The organism is Demequina silvatica (assembly GCF_000971215.1).
Taxonomy (GTDB): domain Bacteria; phylum Actinomycetota; class Actinomycetes; order Actinomycetales; family Demequinaceae; genus Demequina; species Demequina silvatica.
Map to the genome: position 1 here is coordinate 336,758 of NZ_BBMA01000004.1, position 18,429 is coordinate 355,186.

General features: G+C 72.6%; 15 protein-coding genes. 11 read left to right on the forward strand and 4 right to left on the reverse strand.

All coding sequences use genetic code 11. The features are described from left to right. Positions 1-3: 3 nt before the first annotated feature. The 3 genes from AOM05_RS07435 to AOM05_RS07445 are packed head-to-tail and all read left to right on the forward strand — an operon-like array spanning position 4 to position 4,410. Entirely contained in the window at positions 4-1,212 is a 1,209-nt protein-coding gene (locus AOM05_RS07435; RefSeq protein WP_062520818.1) for an acetyl-CoA C-acetyltransferase, read from the forward strand. Positions 1,213-1,224: 12 nt separating this feature from the next. Then, a complete protein-coding gene (locus AOM05_RS07440) occupies positions 1,225-3,414 on the forward strand; it encodes a 3-hydroxyacyl-CoA dehydrogenase NAD-binding domain-containing protein (protein WP_062520820.1) in 2,190 nt (729 codons plus the stop codon). 9 nt (positions 3,415-3,423) lie between these two features. After that, a complete protein-coding gene (locus AOM05_RS07445; protein ID WP_062520822.1) occupies positions 3,424-4,410 on the forward strand; it encodes an NAD(P)H-dependent flavin oxidoreductase in 987 nt (328 codons plus the stop codon). On the opposite strand, the gene AOM05_RS07450 is transcribed toward AOM05_RS07445, so the two are convergent. Next, entirely contained in the window at positions 4,385-5,011 is a 627-nt protein-coding gene (locus tag AOM05_RS07450; RefSeq protein WP_062520824.1) for a TetR/AcrR family transcriptional regulator, read from the reverse strand. The genes AOM05_RS07445 and AOM05_RS07450 overlap by 26 nt on opposite strands. Positions 5,012-5,115: 104 nt before the next feature. On the opposite strand from AOM05_RS07450, the gene AOM05_RS07455 reads away from it, so the two are divergent. Further along, a complete protein-coding gene (locus tag AOM05_RS07455) occupies positions 5,116-6,618 on the forward strand; it encodes an aldehyde dehydrogenase family protein (RefSeq protein WP_062520826.1) in 1,503 nt (500 codons plus the stop codon). A gap of 10 nt (positions 6,619-6,628) precedes the next feature. On the opposite strand, the gene AOM05_RS07460 is transcribed toward AOM05_RS07455, so the two are convergent. Next, positions 6,629-7,828 carry a TetR/AcrR family transcriptional regulator gene (locus AOM05_RS07460; RefSeq protein WP_062520828.1) on the reverse strand — a complete coding sequence of 400 codons (1,200 nt, stop codon included), beginning with the start codon at positions 7,826-7,828 and terminating at the stop codon, positions 6,629-6,631. A 170-nt stretch (positions 7,829-7,998) separates the two neighbouring features. On the opposite strand from AOM05_RS07460, the gene AOM05_RS07465 reads away from it, so the two are divergent. The 4 genes from AOM05_RS07465 (at position 7,999) to AOM05_RS07480 (ending at position 12,338) form a co-directional block, all read left to right on the forward strand. Continuing rightward, complete coding sequence (locus AOM05_RS07465) at positions 7,999-9,576, forward strand: long-chain-fatty-acid--CoA ligase (protein ID WP_062520830.1); 1,578 nt, start codon at positions 7,999-8,001, stop codon at positions 9,574-9,576. Positions 9,577-9,598: 22 nt separating this feature from the next. Continuing rightward, positions 9,599-10,072 carry an acyl-CoA thioesterase gene (locus tag AOM05_RS07470; RefSeq protein WP_062520832.1) on the forward strand — a complete coding sequence of 158 codons (474 nt, stop codon included), beginning with the start codon at positions 9,599-9,601 and terminating at the stop codon, positions 10,070-10,072. Positions 10,073-10,121: 49 nt separating this feature from the next. Then, positions 10,122-10,805, forward strand: a complete 684-nt coding sequence (locus tag AOM05_RS07475) for a ZIP family metal transporter (RefSeq protein ID WP_062520834.1) — start codon at positions 10,122-10,124, stop codon at positions 10,803-10,805. A gap of 93 nt (positions 10,806-10,898) precedes the next feature. After that, a complete protein-coding gene (locus AOM05_RS07480; protein ID WP_062520836.1) occupies positions 10,899-12,338 on the forward strand; it encodes a basic amino acid/polyamine antiporter in 1,440 nt (479 codons plus the stop codon). A 29-nt stretch (positions 12,339-12,367) separates the two neighbouring features. Here AOM05_RS07480 and AOM05_RS07485 read toward each other — a convergent pair whose 3' ends face one another. Then, positions 12,368-13,438, reverse strand: a complete 1,071-nt coding sequence (locus tag AOM05_RS07485; protein ID WP_062520838.1) for a T6SS phospholipase effector Tle1-like catalytic domain-containing protein — start codon at positions 13,436-13,438, stop codon at positions 12,368-12,370. Positions 13,439-13,527: 89 nt separating this feature from the next. Next, on the reverse strand, positions 13,528-14,262 hold the full coding sequence (locus tag AOM05_RS07490) for a GTP cyclohydrolase II (RefSeq protein WP_156165092.1): 735 nt from the start codon (positions 14,260-14,262) through the stop codon (positions 13,528-13,530). Between the two features lie 188 nt (positions 14,263-14,450). Here AOM05_RS07490 and AOM05_RS07495 point away from each other — a divergent pair, with 188 nt between their 5' ends. The 3 genes from AOM05_RS07495 (at position 14,451) to AOM05_RS07505 (ending at position 18,187) form a co-directional block, all read left to right on the forward strand. Beyond that, a complete protein-coding gene (locus AOM05_RS07495; RefSeq protein ID WP_082097353.1) occupies positions 14,451-16,184 on the forward strand; it encodes a glycoside hydrolase family 13 protein in 1,734 nt (577 codons plus the stop codon). Between the two features lie 70 nt (positions 16,185-16,254). Further along, entirely contained in the window at positions 16,255-17,286 is a 1,032-nt protein-coding gene (locus tag AOM05_RS07500) for a LacI family DNA-binding transcriptional regulator (RefSeq protein WP_062520842.1), read from the forward strand. Then, positions 17,279-18,187, forward strand: coding sequence for a carbohydrate kinase family protein (locus AOM05_RS07505; RefSeq protein WP_062520844.1), 909 nt, complete (start codon positions 17,279-17,281; stop codon positions 18,185-18,187). The genes AOM05_RS07500 and AOM05_RS07505 overlap by 8 nt, the downstream gene beginning before the upstream one ends. Positions 18,188-18,429 lie beyond the last annotated feature (242 nt).

Below are 18,429 nucleotides of genomic sequence, written 5' to 3' on the forward strand. Positions count from 1 at the left end.
GCCATGGCAGACGCATTCATCTACGACGCGGTCCGCACCCCGCGCGGCAGGAACAGGGGCGGCGCGCTCCACGGCACCAAGCCCGTCGACCTCGTGGTGGGCCTCATCCACGCCCTCGAGGCGCGCAACCCCACCCTCGAGCCGGCGCTGATCGACGACGTGGTGCTGGGCGTGGTCTCGCCCGTAGGCGAGCAGGGAGGCGACATCGCCCGCACCGCGGCACTGGTCGCCGGCCTGCCCGAGACCGTCGCCGGCGTGCAGCTCAACCGCTTCTGCGCGTCGGGCCTCGAGGCGGTCAACACGGCGGCGCAGAAGGTCGCGAGCGGCTTCGAGGACCTGGTGCTCGCCGGCGGCGTCGAGTCGATGTCGCGCATCCCGCTCGGCTCCGACGGCGGCGCGTACGTCCAGGACCCGACCACCAACTACGACCTCCACTTCATCCCCCAGGGGGTCAGCGCGGACCTCATCGCGACCCTCGAGGGCTTCTCGCGCGAGGACGTCGACGCCTACGCCGTCGAGTCGCAGCGACGGGCGGACGATGCGTGGCGCGAGGGCCGGTTCGATCGCTCCGTGGTCCCGGTGAAGGACCTCAACGGGGTGACGCTGCTGGAAACGGACGAGCACCGCCGGCCCGGGTCCACCGTGGAGTCGCTGGGCGCGCTGGCCCCGGCGTTCGCGACCGTGGGCGTGGAGGCGGGCTACGACGCGGTGGCGCTGCAGAAGTACCACCGGGTCGAGCGGATCTCCCACGTGCACACGGCGGCGAACTCGTCCGGGATCGTGGATGGGGCGGCGCTCATGGTGATCGGCAGCGCGGAGATCGGCGAGCGGCTGGGGCTCACCCCGCGCGCGCGGATCGTCGCGACCGCGGTCGCGGGCTCGGAGCCCACCATCATGCTCACCGGCCCGGCACCGGCGACCCGCAAGGCGCTCGCCAAGGCGGGCCTCGAGGTCGACGACATCGACCTGTTCGAGCTCAACGAGGCGTTCGCGTCCGTGGTGATGCGCTGGGAGCGCGAGATGGGCATCCCGCACAGCAAGGTGAACGTCAACGGCGGCGCGATCGCGATGGGGCATCCCCTCGGGGCCACCGGCGCCATGATCCTGGGCACGCTGCTCGACGAGCTCGAGCGCCGGGACCTGACGCGTGGCCTCGCCACGCTGTGCGTGGGCGCCGGCATGGGCGTCGCGACCATCATCGAGCGGGTCTGAGAGGGGTTGAGCATGAGCGTCATCGAGGAGACGGCGGAGCTGGCACGCGGCTACGCCTGGGAGCAGGATGCCGACGGCGTGGTCACCGTCACCATGGACGACCCGGACAGCGCGGTCAACACCATGAACGCGCACTTCGTGTCCGCGCTCGAGGTCACCGTGGAGCGGCTCGAGGCCGAGCGGGACCGGATCACCGGTGTGATCCTCGCGTCCGCGAAGAAGAGCTGGTTCGCCGGTGGCGACCTCAACCTGCTGCGCGCCGCGGACCCGTCGCGCGCCGCGGAGGAGGCCGCGCACATCGACCACGTCAAGGCGCTGCTGCGCCGCCTCGAGCAGCTCGGGCGGCCCGTGGTCGCCGCGCTCACCGGCACCGCGCTCGGCGGAGGCCTCGAGGTCGCGCTCGCGACGCACCACCGGATCGCGGCCTCGGACGTCAAGGGCGCGCGCTTCGGGCTGCCCGAGGTCTCCCTGGGCCTGCTGCCCGGCGGCGGTGGCGTCACCCGCGTGGTCCGCATGCTGGGCCTGCAGAAGGCGCTCGCGGACGTGATCCTGCCCGCGACCAAGTTCACCGCCGAGGGCGCGATGGCCGCCGGCCTGATCGACGACGTCGCGCCCGCCGCGGAGATCCGCGACCGCGCGAAGGCGTGGATCGCCGCGAACCCCGCGCCGGTGAAGCCGTGGGATGAGAAGGGCTTCCGGATCCCGGGCGGCGCGCCCACGTCGCCCGGTCTCGCGCCGGTGCTCGCCGCCATGCCCGCGATGCTGCGCCGCCAGCTGAAGGGCGCCCCGCTACCCGCCCCGCGTGCCGCCATGGCCGCCGCGGTGGAGGGCGCGTACGTGGACTTCGCCACCGCATCGTCCATCGAGACCCGCTACCTGGTGCACCTCACCCACACGCAGGTCGCCAAGAACATGATCAAGGCGTTCTTCTTCGACCTCGAGAGCATCAACAAGGGCGCGAGCCGACCGCTCGGCTACCCGACCTACCAGGCCAAGCGCGTCGGCGTGATCGGCGCGGGCATGATGGGCGCCGCGATCGCGTACGTGTCAGCGAAGGCCGGCATCGAGGTGGTCCTCAAGGACGTCTCGGTCGAGGCGGCGGAGCGTGGCAAGGACTACGGGCGGCGGCTCGAGGAGAAGGCGCTGAGCCGCGGCCAGACCACGCCCGAGCGCTCGGAGGAGCTGCTCGCCCGCATCACCACCACGGGCGACCCGCGGGACTTCGGCGGAGTCGACTTCGTGATCGAGGCCGTGTTCGAGTCCGTGCCGGTCAAGCAGGCCGTGTTCCAGGAGATCCAGGACGTGGTGCTGCCGGGCGCGGTGCTCGGGTCCAACACGTCGACGCTGCCGATCTCGCTGCTGGCGGAAGGCGTGCACCGGGAGGACGACTTCATCGGCATCCACTTCTTCTCCCCCGTCGACAAGATGCCGCTGGTCGAGATCGTGCGCGGGCGCCGCACGTCGGACGAGGTGCTGGCGAAGGTGTTCGACTTCGTGCTGCAGATCCGCAAGACGCCGATCGTGGTGAACGATGCGCGTGGCTTCTTCACGTCGCGCGTGATCGGGCGTTTCATCGACGAGGCTGTCGCGGCCGTGGGAGAGGGCGTCGAGCCCGCGTCGGTCGAGCAGGCGGCGCTGCAGGCGGGCTACCCCGCCGGGCCGCTGCAGCTGGTCGACGAGCTCTCGCTCGCGCTGACCCAGAAGATCCGCACCGAGACTCGCACCGCCCAGGTGGCCGAGGGTGGCGAGTGGGTGGCGCACCCCGCCGAGGCCGTGGAGGACTGGATGGTCGACGAGGCCGGGCGCCCCGGGCGCAAGGCGGGTCAGGGCTTCTACGACTACGACGAGGCCGGCCGCCGGACGGGCATCTGGCCGGGACTGCGCGAGAGGTACGCGTCGGGCTCGGTCGAGATGCCGCTGGCGGATCTCCAGGACCGGATGCTGTTCGCGGAGGCGCTCGACACCATCGACTGCCTCGACCACGGGGTGCTCACGTCCGTGGCGGACGCGAACATCGGGTCGATCTTCGGGATCGGCTTCCCGGCCTGGACGGGCGGCGTGCTGCAGTACGTCAACCAGTTCCCCGGCGGGCTGCCGGGATTCGTCGCCCGCGCGCACGAGCTCGCGGACCGCTACGGCGAGCGGTTCCGTCCGCCCGCCTCGCTGGTGGCGCGCGCCGCCGTGGGCGAGATCTACGAGTAGGAGGCGGCCATGCTGCGCACACGCTTCACGGAGGCGCTCGGGATCGAGCACCCGGTGGTCCAAGGCGGGATGATGTGGGTCGGGCGGGCCGAGCTCGCCGCGGCGGTGTCCGAGGCCGGCGGCCTGGGCATCATCACCGCGCTCACGCAGCCCACGCCCGCGGACCTGGTCAAGGAGATCGAGCGGGCGCGGACCCTCACGGACAAGCCGTTCGGGGTCAACCTCACCATCCTGCCGTCGATCAACCCGCCGCCGTACGACGAGTACCGGCGGGCGATCGTCGACGCGGGCGTCACCATCGTCGAGACCGCGGGCTCCAACCCCGAGCCGCACATGGACATGTTCCGGTCGCACGGCGTCAAGGTGATCCACAAGTGCACGTCGGTGCGTCACGCCCTCAAGGCCGAGCGGGTGGGCGTGACCGCGGTGTCCATCGACGGCTTCGAGTGCGCGGGCCACCCCGGCGAGGACGACGTCCCCGGCCTGGTGCTCATCCCCGCGGCGGCGGACGCGCTCACCATCCCGTTCATCGCGTCGGGCGGCTTCGCGGACGGGCGCGGGCTCGCGGCGGCGCTCGCGCTAGGTGCCGACGGCGTCAACATGGGCTCGCGCTTCATGTGCACGGTGGAGTCGCCGGTGTCGCAGGTGGTGAAGGACCGGATCGTCGAGGCGACCGAGCTCGACACCAACCTGATCTTCCGCTCGCTGCGCAACACCGCGCGCGTGGCGAAGAACGCCGTGAGCGACGAGGTGGTCCAGATCCTCGCCGAGGGCGGTCAGTTCGAGGACGTGCGCGCGCTCGTCGCGGGCGCGCGCGGCCGCACGGTGTTCGAGGACGGCGACCTCGACGCGGGCATCTGGACCGTCGGCATGGTCCAGGGCCTCATCCGGGACGTGCCGCCCGCGGGCGACGTGGTGCGGCGGATGGTCGCCGACGCGGAGGCGATCCTGCGCTCGCGGCTGGAGCTGTTCAGCGAGCCCCTGCTCCGTGCCTGACCATCCCCTGCGCGGTCGCCACCAGCTCGTCGAGCGACCGCGTACGGGGGTTCCACCACTCCACCACCCAGTTCATCGCGCCCAGCAGGAGCAGGCGGAACATGCTGGTGTCGAGGTCCGCCCGCACCTCCCCGGCCTGCTGAGCGGCGACGAACAGGTCGCGCCACAGGCGGCTGTAGAGCGCCTCCTCCGCGGCGGGACGGACGCGCAGCTGCTCGGGCACATGGCCGGCGTTGCGGATCGACGCGGTCGCGTAGTCGGACAGCTGGAGCTCGAAGCGCAGGTGGGCGTCCACCGCGACCATGAGGCGGTCCATGGGGCCGGCGCCCTCGGGCAGGGCCGCCAGCACCTCCTCGACGTGCAGGCGCACCAGGTGCGCGCCCACCCACATGACCTCCTCGACCAGCGCGTCGCGCGACCCGAAGTAGTAGTAGATCGCGGGCGCCTGGACCCCGGCGACGGCGGCGACGTCGGCGAGCCGTGTGCCGGCGTAGCCCTTGCGCGACAGCACCTCGGCGGCGGCGTCGAGGATCCGCTGGCGGGTCTGCGCGGACTTCGGCGTCGCGTGCGGGACCTCCGTGCCGGTCGCGTGGGGCTCCATATTTCTAAATTCTATTAGAAACCGCCTTGCGGAACGCAACCCCCCGCCCTAGCATGTGAATTGCGATTCACTTATCCGCTCAATGGAGAGTAGGAGACCAGGCGATGACGCTCATGGACCAGACCCAGCCCGCCACCGAGGTGACCACGCACAGCCCCGTCGACGGCCGCATCGTCGCCTCCTACCCCGCCGCGGACGCGGCGGAGGTGGACGCGATCCTGGCGCGCGCCCGCGTCGGCGCTGCGTGGTGGGCGGCGCTGCCCTTCGCGGAGCGCCGCGCGCACCTGCTGCGGTGGAAGTCCGCGATCGCGCTGCGCGCGGGCGAGCTCGCGGACGTGATCGCCGCGGAGACGGGCAAGCCGCACGGCGACGCGGTGCTCGAGGTGATGCTCACGCTGGGCCACCTCGACTGGGCGGCGAAGAACGCGAGGCACGTCCTCAGGCGCCGCAAGGTCAAGGCGGGCCTGGTCAACTACAACCAGCACGCCACCGTGGGCTACGAGCCCTACGGCGTGGTGGGCGTGATCGGGCCGTGGAACTACCCGTTCTACACGCCCATGGGCTCGATCTCGTACGCGCTGGCCGCCGGCAACGCCGTGGTGTTCAAGCCCTCGGAGCTGACGCCCGGGCCCGCGGTATGGATCGCGGAGCGCTGGGCGGAGGCCGTGGGCCACGACGTCCTGGTCGCCGCGACCGGCGGCCGCGCCACGGGCGCCGCGCTGGTCGCGTCCGGCGTCGACAAGATCGCGTTCACCGGCTCGACCGCGACCGCGAAGAAGGTCATGGCGGCGGCCGCCGAGAGCCTCACGCCCATCGTCGCCGAGTGCGGCGGCTCCGACGCGCTGCTGGTCGCGGCGGACGCGGACCTCGACGCCGCGGCGGACTTCATCGTGTTCGGAGCGATGGGCAACGCGGGCCAGACGTGCGCGGGGGTCGAGCGCGTCTACGCGGTGGACACGGTGCACGCGACGCTGGTCGCGAAGGTGGTCGAGCGTGCCGAGCGCCTGCGCACCTCGGGCGAGGACGCGCAGTACGGACCGATGACGCTCCCGTCGCAGGTGGACGTGGTGCGTCGCCACGTGGCGTCGGCGCTGGAGACCGGCACGGCCGCGCTCGGCGGTCTCGACAGCGTCCACGAGCGCGTGGTCGCACCCGTGGTGGTGACCGGGGTGTCCGAGGATTCGGAGGCGGTGCGCGAGGAGACCTTCGGCCCGCTGGTGATCATCAACCCGGTCGCGTCGCTCGAGGAGGCGGTCGCGCGGGCCAACGCCACCCCGTACGGTCTCACGGCGGCGGTCTTCACACGCGACAAGGCCGCGGCGAACCGTGCGGCGGCCGCCCTGCGGGTGGGCGCGGTGTCGATCAACTCGGTGCTGGGGTTCGCGGGCGTCGCGGCGCTGCCGTTCGGCGGCGTCAAGCAGTCCGGGTTCGGGCGCATCCACGGCGCGGACGGGCTGCGCGAGTTCTCGGTGGTCAAGTCCGTGGCGCGCCAGACGCGCAAGGCGGCGCTCAACCTCCTCACCATGGACCGCACCGAGAAGGACCTGCACACGGCGACCAAGATGATCCCGATGCTGCACGGCCGGGCGAAGGGCGCGAAGCACTAGCGGTGCGCGGCTACACCCCGAGCACCGCCTCGAGCACCGGCGCGATCCACGCCTGCGCGACAGGTGCCGGACTGCGGCGCAGCGCCACGGCGAGATCCGCCACCACGTTGAACCCGGCATGCACCAGGCACCTCGCCTCGCGCGGCTCGAGCTCCGGGCGCACGCGGAGCAGCAGCTCGACCCAGTCGTCGACGTGGGCGCGCTGCACCCGGCGCAGCCGGCGCTGGTCCTCCGCCTCGAGCGCGCCCACGTCGGCGAAGTACACGTCCATGAGGTCGCGGTCCTCGACGGCGAAGCGGATGTAGGCGTCCTCGAGGATCCCGAGCGCCCGGCGCGGCTCGTCGCAACCGAGGGCCTCCTCGGCGGCGGCGTCGAGCGCGGCGGACGCCCGCGCGCAGGCCGTCAGCAGGATGTCGGCCTTGCTGCCGAAGTGGCGGTACACCCCGGACGGCGTGAGGCCCACGGCGGACGCGATCTCCTCCAAGCGCACCTCGTGGTAGCCGCGTTCCGCGAACAGGGCGATCCCGGCGTGGGTGAGCTGGTCCTTGCGGCGGCGCGGCATCGCGGGCGCCTCCGGCTCCTCCCCCGCCGCCGGCGCGGCCACGGTGACGCGCGAGAGGACCCTGGCCGCCGCATCGTCCACCAGGACGCGCAGGTGCGCGACGGGGATGGCGGTGCGGTGGGTGGTGACGGACGCGATCGCGCTGAGCGCCGCGAGCGCGGCGAGGTCGAGCGTCTCGGGGTCCAGGTCGGGGCGGAGCACGGCGCCGGGCTCGGCGAGCCGTGCGCGCAGCCGGGCGAAGGCGTCGCGGACCGCGCGGCGGTCCTCGGGGTGGAGGTAGCGGCTCTCCCAGCGGTAGATGCCGCCGGTGGCGCGCATGCCGATGGTGGCGCCGGCGATCGCGTCCAGCAGCGCGTCGACGGATTCGCGCGCGGCCGAGGGCGTGGGCGCGGCCATCGGGGGCACGTCCGCCGTCGCCTCGTCGAGGCGTGCGACGAGACCGAGCGCGACCTCGCGGAAGAGGTCGTACTTGTTCTCGAAGTGGCGGTACAGCGCGGCCGCGGTGATGCCCACCCGGTCGGCGACGTCCTGCATGGCGACGCGGTGGTAGCCGCGCTCGGCGAACAGCGCGGCGGCGGCCGCCTCGATCGCCTGGCGACGGTCGCGCGGGCGCCTGCGCACCTGCTCCGTCGCCGTGGTCTCGCTCACGTTGGTCACCCTAATGCCCGCGACACGCGCGCAGGAAGCGGTAGCGCGAAAATGTGAATCGTGAGTAACATGCTGCTAGCTGGTCCCCACCGATGGCCGGCAGCGCAAGGCGGGTCGCGGCAAGGGCGCCGGGGCCCGGACAGCTCGACGTCTACAAAGAGGTGCATGTCATGAGCGAGGCCACGTCCGCCATCCCCACCGCAGTCCGCCGCAACCACTGGATGAACCAGGTCCTCACGCACGCCGCCATGAGGCCCGACGCGACCGCGTTCAGGTTCCGGGGCGCCGTCACCACGTGGAGCGACGTCGCGTCGCACATGGACACCATCGCGGCCGCCCTGGCGCGTCGCGGCGTCGGCGCCGGCGACCGCGTGCTCATGCTCACGCTCAACCACCCGCTGGTGATCGAGACGGTGTTCGCGATCAACCGCCTGGGCGCGATCGCGGTGCCCATGAACATCCGCCTCTCCCCCGCCGAGCTCGCCTACATCATCGACGATGCGGACGGCGACGTCGTGGTGGTCGACCAGCCGCTCGCGCCCGTCATCGCGGCCGCGCAGCAGGTCACGAGCCGCCTCACCCGCGTGATCGTGATGGGCGAGGCCGGCGAGGGCCACGAGGCGATGGCTGACCTGCTCGCCGAGCCCGTGGGCGACTGGACCGCGCCCGACGTCGCGGAGGACGCGACGTGCCTGATCATGTACACCTCGGGCACCACGGGCAAGCCCAAGGGCGCGATGCTCGACCACCTCAACATGGCGGCGCAGTCGCTCACGGTGCTCCGGGTCAACAACATCTTCGACGAGTCCGACGTCTCCTTCCTCACGGCCCCGCTGTTCCACATCGCGGGCCTGGGGTCCATCGGCGCGAACTTCATCGTCGGCATCCCGACCGTCCTGCACCCGCTGGGCGCGTTCAACCCCGAGGAGATCGTCGACGCGTGGGAGCGCGAGGGCGCGACCATCGTGTTCAACGTGCCGCAGCAGTGGCAGGCCATCTGCGCGGTCCCCGGCATCCGTGAGCGCGACCTCAAGCTCCGCGTCATCAGCTGGGGCGCCGCACCCGCCTCCGACACGCTGCTGCGCACCATGGCGGAGACGTTCCCGGACGCGCTCAACGTGGCCGTCTTCGGCCAGACCGAGATGTCCCCCATCACCTGCGCGCTGCGCGGCGAGGACGCGATCCACCACCTCGGGTCCGTGGGCAGGCCGCTCGCGACCGTGCAGTACCGGATCGTCGACGCGGACCTCACGGACGTCGAGCCGGGCGCCGTGGGCGAGATCGTGTACCGCGGCCCGAGCCTCATGAAGGGCTACTGGCGCAAGCCCGCGGAGACCGCGCAGGCCTTCGAGGGCGGCTGGTTCCACTCGGGCGACCTGGTCCGCCAGGATGCCGACGGCTTCGTGTGGGTGGTCGACCGCCTCAAGGACATGATCATCTCCGGCGGCGAGAACGTGTACTGCGCGGAGGTCGAGAACGCCCTGTTCGCCCACCCCGCGATCGTGGAGGCAGCCGTGTACGGCCGCGCCGACGACCGCTGGGGCGAGGTGCCGGTCGCCGCCGTGGTGCTGCGCCCGGGCGAGGCGCTCGACATCGCGGACCTGCAGGCCTGGCTGGGCGACCGGCTCGCCCGCTTCAAGCAGCCCAAGGCGCTGGTCCCGGTGGAGGCGCTGCCGCGCAACGCGGCGGGCAAGGTCAACAAGGTCGCCCTGCGCGAGGCGGACCGCGCGTCCGTCCTCACGGCGTAGGGACGATGCGCGGGTCACCCGGATGCCCCGGCTGACGGTCCCGGTGGAGCTGCGGTGGGCGGACGTGGACTCCAACGGTCATGTCAACAACGTCGCGTACCTCACGCTGCTCGAGGAGGTGCGGATCAGGGCGCTCCACCCGCTCATCCGTGGGTCCGCGTCAGCCTCCGCGGGCGCCGGCGGGGTGGTGACCCGCGGGGGTCGCGCCCCGGTGGTGGTCGCCCGCCACGAGGTCGAGTACCTCCGCCAGCTCACGTGGTCGCCCGAGCCCGTCGAGGTCGACATCTGGGCGGCACGCCTGGGCGGGGCGAGCTGCGAGATCCACCACGTGCTGCGCGCGTCCACCGGCGAGGAGTGCGTGCGCGTGATCACCACGCTGGTGTACCTCGACCCCGGGACGCAGCGCCCCCGGCCGCTCACGGACGCCGAGCGCGCGGCGTACGCGGGCCTGCTCGACGAGCCGCTGGTCATGCGCGGCAGCCCCGCGCGCGTGTGAGCCGCGCCCATACCGCGCCTGACCGGCGCTTCCGTCCTACGGTGAGAGCGTGATCGGGGCACTCCTGGTGGGCGTGGCGGCGCAGTCGTCGCTGCTGCTCGCCGCCCTGGTGGTCTACCGATTCACGCTGCCGGACCGCGCCGTCGGGCAGCTCGCCGGTCTGGGCGCGGGGGCGCTCATCGCCGCCGCCGCGTTCCAGCTGGTCCCCGAGGCGCAGGCGTCGCTGGGCAACCTCGAGATCGGCATCTGGCTGCTGGTGGGCGCGTTCGTGTACGTGGTCGCGGACACGCTGGTCGAGCGGCGCTTCGGCACGTCGGGCGCCATGGGGATCGTGGTGGGCAACATCGTGGACGCGCTGCCCGAGTCGCTCATCTTCGGCATCCAGATGGTCGCCGGGCTGGTGAGCCCCGCCCTCGCGGTCTCGGTGTGGGTGTCCAACATCCCGCAGGCGCTGCCGCCCGCGGCGGACATGCGCGCGAGCGGCTGGCCCGCGCGCAAGCAGATCCTGCTGTGGGGCTCCGTGGTGGTCGCCGCGGGCGTGTTCTCCGCGATCGGCTACGGCGTCGCCGACGCGGTGGGGTCCGTGAACGGTGCGCGCCTCGCCGCGCTGACCACCGGAGCGCTCGTCGCGATGCTCACCACCTCGATGATCCCCTTCGCGTACCAGAAGGGGCGCATCGCCGCCGGCGTCTGGGCGGTGGTGGGCTTCGGCTTCACGCTCGCCGCGTCCTGACAAGGGACGATGCGCGGGCCACCTTCCCGTGGTCGCCCAGCCCGCGCATCGTCCCTGGACTTGCTAGGTTTCGAGGGGACGGGAGGAGGGCGCATGAGCGAGACCGCCGAGCGCGCGCCCGTCAAGCTCTCCCTGCTCACCATGACCACCATGGTGGTGGGCACCATGGTGGGCGCCGGCGTGTTCACCCTGCCGGGTCGGTTCGCGGCGGCGACCGGGGTGTCGGGCGCGCTCATCGCGTGGTCCATCGCGGGAGTGGGCACCCTCACGCTGGCGCTGATGTTCCAGGCGCTGTCGAACCGCAAGCCGCACCTCGACGCGGGCATCTACGCGTACGCGAAGGCCGGGTTCGGGGAGTACCTGGGCTTCTTCTCCGCGTTCGGCTACTGGGCCACCACCTGCGTGGGCAACGTGTCCTTCTGGGTGCTCATCATGTCGACGCTCGGCGGTCTGTTCCCGGCGCTCGGCGAGGGCGACACGGTGCTGGCCGTGGTGCTGTCGAGCGCAGGGCTGTGGGGCTTCTACCTGCTGGTGCGTCAGGGGGTGCGCGAGGCGGCTGCGATCAACCGGATCGTCACGCTCGCGAAGCTGGTGCCCATCCTGGTGTTCATCGTGATCGCGCTGTTCTACGTCGATCCGCAGGTGTTCGCGGACAACATGGCAGGGCCGTCGGACGTGGCGCTGTTCGAGCAGGTGCGCGCGACCATGCTGGTGATGGTGTTCGTGTTCCTCGGGGTCGAGGGCGCCAGCGTGTACTCGCGGCACGCGCGCCGGCGCAAGGACGTGGGCCGCGCGACCGTGCTCGGCTACCTCAGCGTGTTCGCGATCTTCGCGTCCGTGACCATGGTGAGCTACGGCATCATGCCCGCCGCGGAGATGGCGCAGCTGCGGCAGCCATCGATGGCGGGCGTGCTCGAGGCGGCTGTAGGCGGGTGGGGCTCGGTGTTCGTCTCGGTCGGCCTGATCGTGTCCGTGCTCGGGGCGTACCTCGCATGGACCATGATCGCCGCGGAGCTGCTCTTCGTGGCCGCCAAGGACCGCGACATGCCTCGCTTCCTCGCGCGCCAGTCCGACCGCGACGTGCCGGTCGCGGCGCTGCTCACCACCACCGTGCTGTCGCAGGCGATGCTCCTGGTGGTGCTGGTGTCCGCGGACGCGGTGAACTTCGTGGTGGACCTCACGAGCGCGCTGTCGCTCATCCCGTTCCTGTTCGCGGCCGGCTACCTGCTGAAGATCGCGGCGCAGCGGGACGGGTACGGCACCGTGGGGGTCGAGGCTCGGGAGCGACGCCGCGAGCTGGCGCTCGGGGTGCTCGCGACTGCGTACGTGGTGTTCCTGCTGTTCGCCGCGGGCCTCGACTTCGTGCTCGTGTCCTCGATCATCTACGCGCCCGCGTCGATCCTGTTCATCATGGTGCGGCGCGAGCAGGGGCGGCGCTGGTTCAGCCCGCGGGAGGCGGTGATCCTGGCGGTGTCGCTGGGCGCCGCCGTGGTCGGGGTGGTCGGGCTGGCGACCGGGTGGCTGGTGATCTGAGGCGCAGGTTCAGACGTCGGCCCCCTCCCTCACACCTGGGTGATGCGGTGCACCCCCGCGAGCGCGTCGATGAGGTTCTGCGGCTTGGTGTTGGGGCGCGCAGCGTGGCGGGCCACCGCGGTCGAGGACAGCGTCTCGTTGCCGTCCTTGGTCGCGAGCAACGGCCGCACGAACGGCGACCAGAGCGTGAAGGGCCCGCTCCGCGAGTCGTTGAAGTGCGCCATCGAGTCAGGCGCGTACGGCACCATCGCGGAGGCCCCGGCGGCGAGGTGGCGGCCCTCGACGAACGCATCGTCCCTGAACGCGAGGCCCCGCCGCATGGCCATGTGCGCGATCCACCCGAGGGCGATGTCGGACAGCCCCGTGTCCGTGCCGCCTCCGCCGCCCACGTTGGAGTGGCAGCCGGCGAACCACACCTGCTCGAGCACCTGCGCGGGGTCGCGGTCGGGCCGGTCCCACAGGGTGGGTGCGAAGGCGGTGCGCTGCTCGTCGATCGCGAGGGCGTGCGCGGCGGCGCGGACCTTGCTCGACAGCGTGGTGTCGTGGAAGCTCCACTTCCTGTTGAACCACTTGATCACGGGGATCGAGGAGCCCGGGATGCCCAGGGACCCCACCGTGTCGAACACGCCGACGAACTCGATCTCCAGGTCCGGGTGCGAGTACGCGGCGCGGAACTCCTCCGCGCGGGCCGCGCCAGGGGCGGTGTCCTTGGACCGGTCGCGGTAGAGCGCGTAGGCCTCGTCGAGCCGCCCGCGGTGCTCGGGCAGCAGCACGCCGGCGTTGCGCAGGAAGCCCGCGATGGAGCGCGCCGTGTACGCGCCACGGCTGTAGCCGAACAGGAACACCTGGTCCCCCGGCTCGTAGTCCTCGGCGACGGCGCGGTACCCGTCCCGCACCTCGCGCGAGAGCCCCCACCCGAACACGCCGCCGAGGATCCGCTCGCCGGGCCGCGTCCCGACGCCGGGCAGGTAGTGCGCGCGCTGCTCGACGCCGTCGGGCGCCTTCTCGAGGACCGCGCGGTACAGCTTGACCACGTTGGTGGGCCGCGCCTGGTCGGCCTTGCTCCACGTGCCGTCACAGCACACGACGATGCGCTTCACCACGCCTCCCCCGGGCCCGTCAGGACCCCTGGGGTCAAGTCTGCCAGGAGCGGCGTCCGCGCGAGCGGCGAGGGGCGAGCGGCGAGCGGTCAGGCGAGACCGGGCAGCGCGAGCGTGTGGTCCGTGTGGTCGACCTTGGCGGCGAGGTAGCGAGCGTTGGCCTCGGTGAGGTGCACGCCCGTGGGCACGCGCTCCTCGACGTCGACGCCCAGCAGCTCGAGCTGCGCGGCCTTATCCGGGTTGTTGGACAGGAGGCGGATGCGGTCGGCTCCCACGGCGCGGAGCATCTGCGCGGCGGGCGCGTAGTCGCGCTCGTCCTCGCCGTGGCCCAGCGCGAGGTTCGCCTCGTACGTGTCGAGCCCCGCGTCCTGAAGCGCGTACGCATCGAGCTTCGCGTACAGCCCGATGCCGCGCCCCTCCTGCCGCAGGTACAGCAGGAAGCCGCCTGCCTCGGCGATGCGCTCGACGGCCTCGCGCAGCTGCGGCCCGCAGTCGCAGCGCTCCGAGCCGAGCACGTCGCCCGTGAGGCACTCCGAGTGCGGGCGCACCAGCGGCGCCTCGCCGTCCGCGGCGGAGCGCGCGAGCGCGCCCTCCCAGTCGCCCAGGCCGATCGCCAGGTGCTCGCGCCCGTCCACCAACCCGTCGAAGGTCATGACGCGACCGGTGGTCGCATAGCCGTCCGGGAACCGCAGGGGCACGGTGACGGCGGTGCGGAGGGTCGCGGCGGGCGGGTCCAGCGGGCCGGGGGACGATGCGGCGGCCGGCGCTGCGGCACGGGTCGCCTGGTCACGGGTACGGCGGCGGCTGGGGCAGGTGGCGGTCATGGTTCCTCCTCGAACGCGTCGCACACGTGCATGCGCGCGGGCGCGAATGGGTGACGTAACAACCACTGTGCGGGGTCGATTCCCGGGGGTGCGCGGCGGGCACGGCCGGGCACGCGAACCGCCTCAGGCGAGCCGGTTTGCACCGCGAGACTGCAACCGCTTACATTGGGCGGGACCCCGCGAGTCCGATGAAGCGCACGCGGGTTCCTTCGCGCCCGAGAGCCGGGCCCGACGCGAACCGAGAGGACACCGTGGCCCACACCGACGCCGCCCCCCGCACGCCCGATCAGGAGTGGTGGCGCTCCTCCGTCATCTATCAGATCTATCCGCGCTCGTTCGCGGACTCGGACGGCAGCGGCGTGGGCGACCTGCGCGGCATCACGGCCCGCCTCGACGCGCTCGCGGACCTGGGGGTCGACGCGATCTGGCTGTCGCCCTTCTACACGTCGCCGCAGCGCGACGCGGGCTACGACGTCTCCGACTTCCGCGACGTCGACCCGCTGTTCGGCACCCTCGCGGACTTCGACGCCATGGTGTCCCGCGCCCACGGGCTGGGCCTGCGCGTGATCGCGGACATCGTCCCGAACCACTCGAGCGACCAGCACCCGTGGTTCCAGGCCGCGCTCGCGGCGGCCCCCGGCTCGCCGGAGCGCGCGCGCTACATCTTCCGCGACGGCAAGGGCGAGACCGGCGAACTGCCGCCGAACAACTGGGAGTCCGTGTTCGGCGGCCCCATGTGGACCCGCGTCACCGAGGCCGACGGCACCCCCGGCCAGTGGTACCTGCACATCTTCGACACGTCGCAGCCCGACTTCAACTGGGAGCTCGAGGAGGTGCGTGCCGAGTTCGACGACACCCTTCGCTTCTGGCTCGACCGCGGCGTCGACGGCTTCCGGGTCGATGTCGCTCACGGCCTCATCAAGGCCGACGGCCTGCCCGACTTCGTGCAGTCGGACGAGGAGGCGTCGATGGGCGGCGGTGCAGCCACGAAGTCGCCGTACTGGGCGCAGGACGGCGTCCACGAGGTGTGGCGCCGTTGGCGCTCCGTGGTCGACGAGTACGAGGGCGACCGCATCCTCGCCGCCGAGGCCTGGGTGTACCCGCTCGAGTTCATGGCGAACTGGGTGCGTCCCGACGAGATGCACCAGACGTTCAACTTCGGCTACATGGAGACGCCGTGGGACGCGGCGGCGCTGCGGAAGGTGATCGACGACTCGATCGCCACGTTCGGCGCCGTGGGCGCCCCCTCCACCTGGGTGCTGTCCAACCACGACATGATCCGCCACGCCACGCGCCTCGCGCTCGGCGAGGACACCCCTCAGGGCCACGGCGTCGGTCCGGACTCCCCCGGCCTGCCCGACATCGACGAGGGCATCCGCCGCGCCCGCGCGGCCTCGCTGCTCATGCTGTCGCTGCCCGGCGGCGCCTACCTCTACCAGGGAGAGGAGCTGGGCCTTCCCGAGGCGATCGACATCCCCGGCGACGCACGTCAGGACCCGACCTGGCACCGCACCGAGGGTGAGCGCTACGGCCGCGACGGCTGCCGCGTGCCGCTGCCGTGGGAGGCCGAGGCCCCCGCGTTCGGCTTCTCCCCCGCCGGCGAGACCTGGCTGCCGCAGCCCGAGGTCTACGGCGTGCTCGCACGCGACCGTCAGCTGGGCGCCGAGGGCTCGACGCTCGAGATGTACCGCGCCGCTCTGCGCCTGCGCCGTGAGCTGGGCCTCGGCGTCGGCGCCGGAGCGGTGACCTGGGACGTCACCCCCGAGGGCGTCCTCGCCCACCGCGTAGGCGACGTCCACGTGGTCGCGAACGTCAGCGGCGCGCCCGTCGCCGTCGAGGGCGAGGTGCTGGTCGCCTCGCACGCGCTCGAGGACGGCATGCTGCCCGCGGACGCGACGGTCTGGGTGCGCGTGCCCGAGTAGGATTCCCGCAGAGTGGCGCCGGCCCGCCTCCAGGCGGGGCGGGCCGGCGCACCGGACGGAAGGAGCCGTGGTGGCGACGATCCAAGGGGTCGCTGAGCTGGCCGGCGTGTCCACGGCCACCGTCTCCCGCGCGCTGTCCGGCAAGTCCACGGTCTCCGCCGCCACCCGCCAGAAGGTGGAGGACGCGGCCCGCAGCCTCGGCTACGTCGCCTCAGCCACCGCATCGTCCCTCGCATCGGGCCGCACCCGGAACGTCGGCATCGTCATGCCCTTCCTGGGCAGCTGGTACTACGCGAACGTGCTCAAGGGCGCGCACCGCGCGCTCGCCGACGCCGGCTACGACCTCACGCTCTACCACCTCGAGGACACCACGCGGCATCCCGAGCGCCGGCGCCGGCTGTTCAACGAGTTCCTGGGCCGCAAGCGCGTCGACGCGTTCATCGCGGTGTCGCTCGAGCTCACCAAGGAGGAGCTGGGGCGGATCCACGACCTCGGCAAGCCCATGGTGGGCCTCGGTGGACCGCTCGCGGGGGTCACCACGCTCAGCCTCGACGACCGCGCCGTCGCCGAGCTCGCCACCTCCCACCTCACCTCGCTGGGCCACCGTCGCATCGCGTTCATCGGCGGCACCGAGGGCTTCGACCTCGACTTCCACCTGCCCAAGCGACGCCGCCAGGGCTGGGAGGACGCGTTGATCGCGGCCGGCGTCCCCGTGGACCCTGCCCTGCGGCTCGAGGGCGACTTCACCATCGAGGGCGGCCACCGCGCCGCCCTGCAGATCCTCGGCGACCCGCGCCGCCGTCCCACCGCGATCTTCGCCGCCTCCGACGAGATGGCGATCGGCGCCATCCTCGCGGCACGCTCGCTGGGCTTGCGCGTGCCGGAGGACGTGAGCGTGATCGGCATCGACGGGCACGAGCTGGGCCAGTTCTTCGAGCTCACCACCGTCGACCAGCGCCCGGTCGAGCAGGGTCGCCTCGCCGCGGAGGCGCTGCTCTCCGAGCTGCGCCCGCAGGCCTCGCAGCAGCACCCCGCGCTGCGCCTTCCCTACGACCTCACGGTGCGGCGCTCGACCGCCGTCGCTCCAGGACGGCGTGACTGAGCTCGACGTGCTCGTGGTCGGACCCACGAGCGAGAACCAGATAGTCCAGCTCGACGAGCTTCCGCGCCGCGAGCCGCACACGGTGTTCGCGCGCTCCTCCGCGACGGCGCTCGGCGGCACCTCGGCCGGCAAGGCGCTGCACCTGGTCGATCGTGGCGTCGCCACCACGCTCCTCACCACCCAAGGGGACGATGCGGTGGGCCAGGGCCTCGTCGACGTCCTCCGGGGGTGCGGGGTGGACGTGCGGCCCGTGCTGACCGAGGGGCCCACCGAGAGGCACCTCAACCTCATGTCCGCCCGCGGCGAGCGGGTCTCGATCTACCTGCAGCAGGCCGGGGCGATCGGCGAGGAGGAGCTCCGGCGGGCGCGCGCGACGGCGCGCGAGGCGCTGGGTCACGCACGCGCGGTGTTCCTCGACCTCGCCGACCTGTCGCGCAGCCTCATCCCCGAGGTCACCGCTCTCGCGCGCGAGGTGTGGGTCGACGTCCACGACTACGACGGCGAGCAGAGCTTCCACCGACCCTTCGTGGAGGCGGCCGACGTGGTGCTGATGAACGGCGACCGGATCACGCATCCGTCGACGTACCTGCGCGGGCTCATCGCCGAGGGCAAGACGCTCGCCGTCTGCACGTTGGGCGCGCATGGCGCCATCGCGGTGGGACCCGACGGGTCCTTCGCGCGGGTCGAGGCGCCGCAGGTCACCGTGGTCGACCCCAACGGGGCGGGCGACGCCTTCGCGGCCGGGGTGATGTCGCACGCCCTCCGGGTAGGCGGCGCCGCGGAGCTCCGGGGCGACGCGCTGTGGGAGGCCCTCGAGGCGGGATCGTCGCAGGCCGCACGCGCGGTCACCAGCACCCAGCTGTCGCCGCTGCTCGAGCGCGCGGCGCGAGCATCGGGCTAGGTCGCCCGCTCCCCCGCTCACCCGCTTACCGGCCAGGCGAGCCGATCGCGCACCCGAATGCGCCGCCCGCGAGGGTGTCTGGACGTGCGTGTGCGGCGCCGCCCGTGGTGGGTGGCGCCGCGGGGCGGGGCGGTTATGTGGGCGGGATGCCGGAGCTGGCGCTGTCGTCGCGGGTGGTCTTGTTCCAGGGTCGGGGTGCTCCGAAGCGTGCGCGGCCGCCTTGCCAGGGGGTGCGTGCCGGG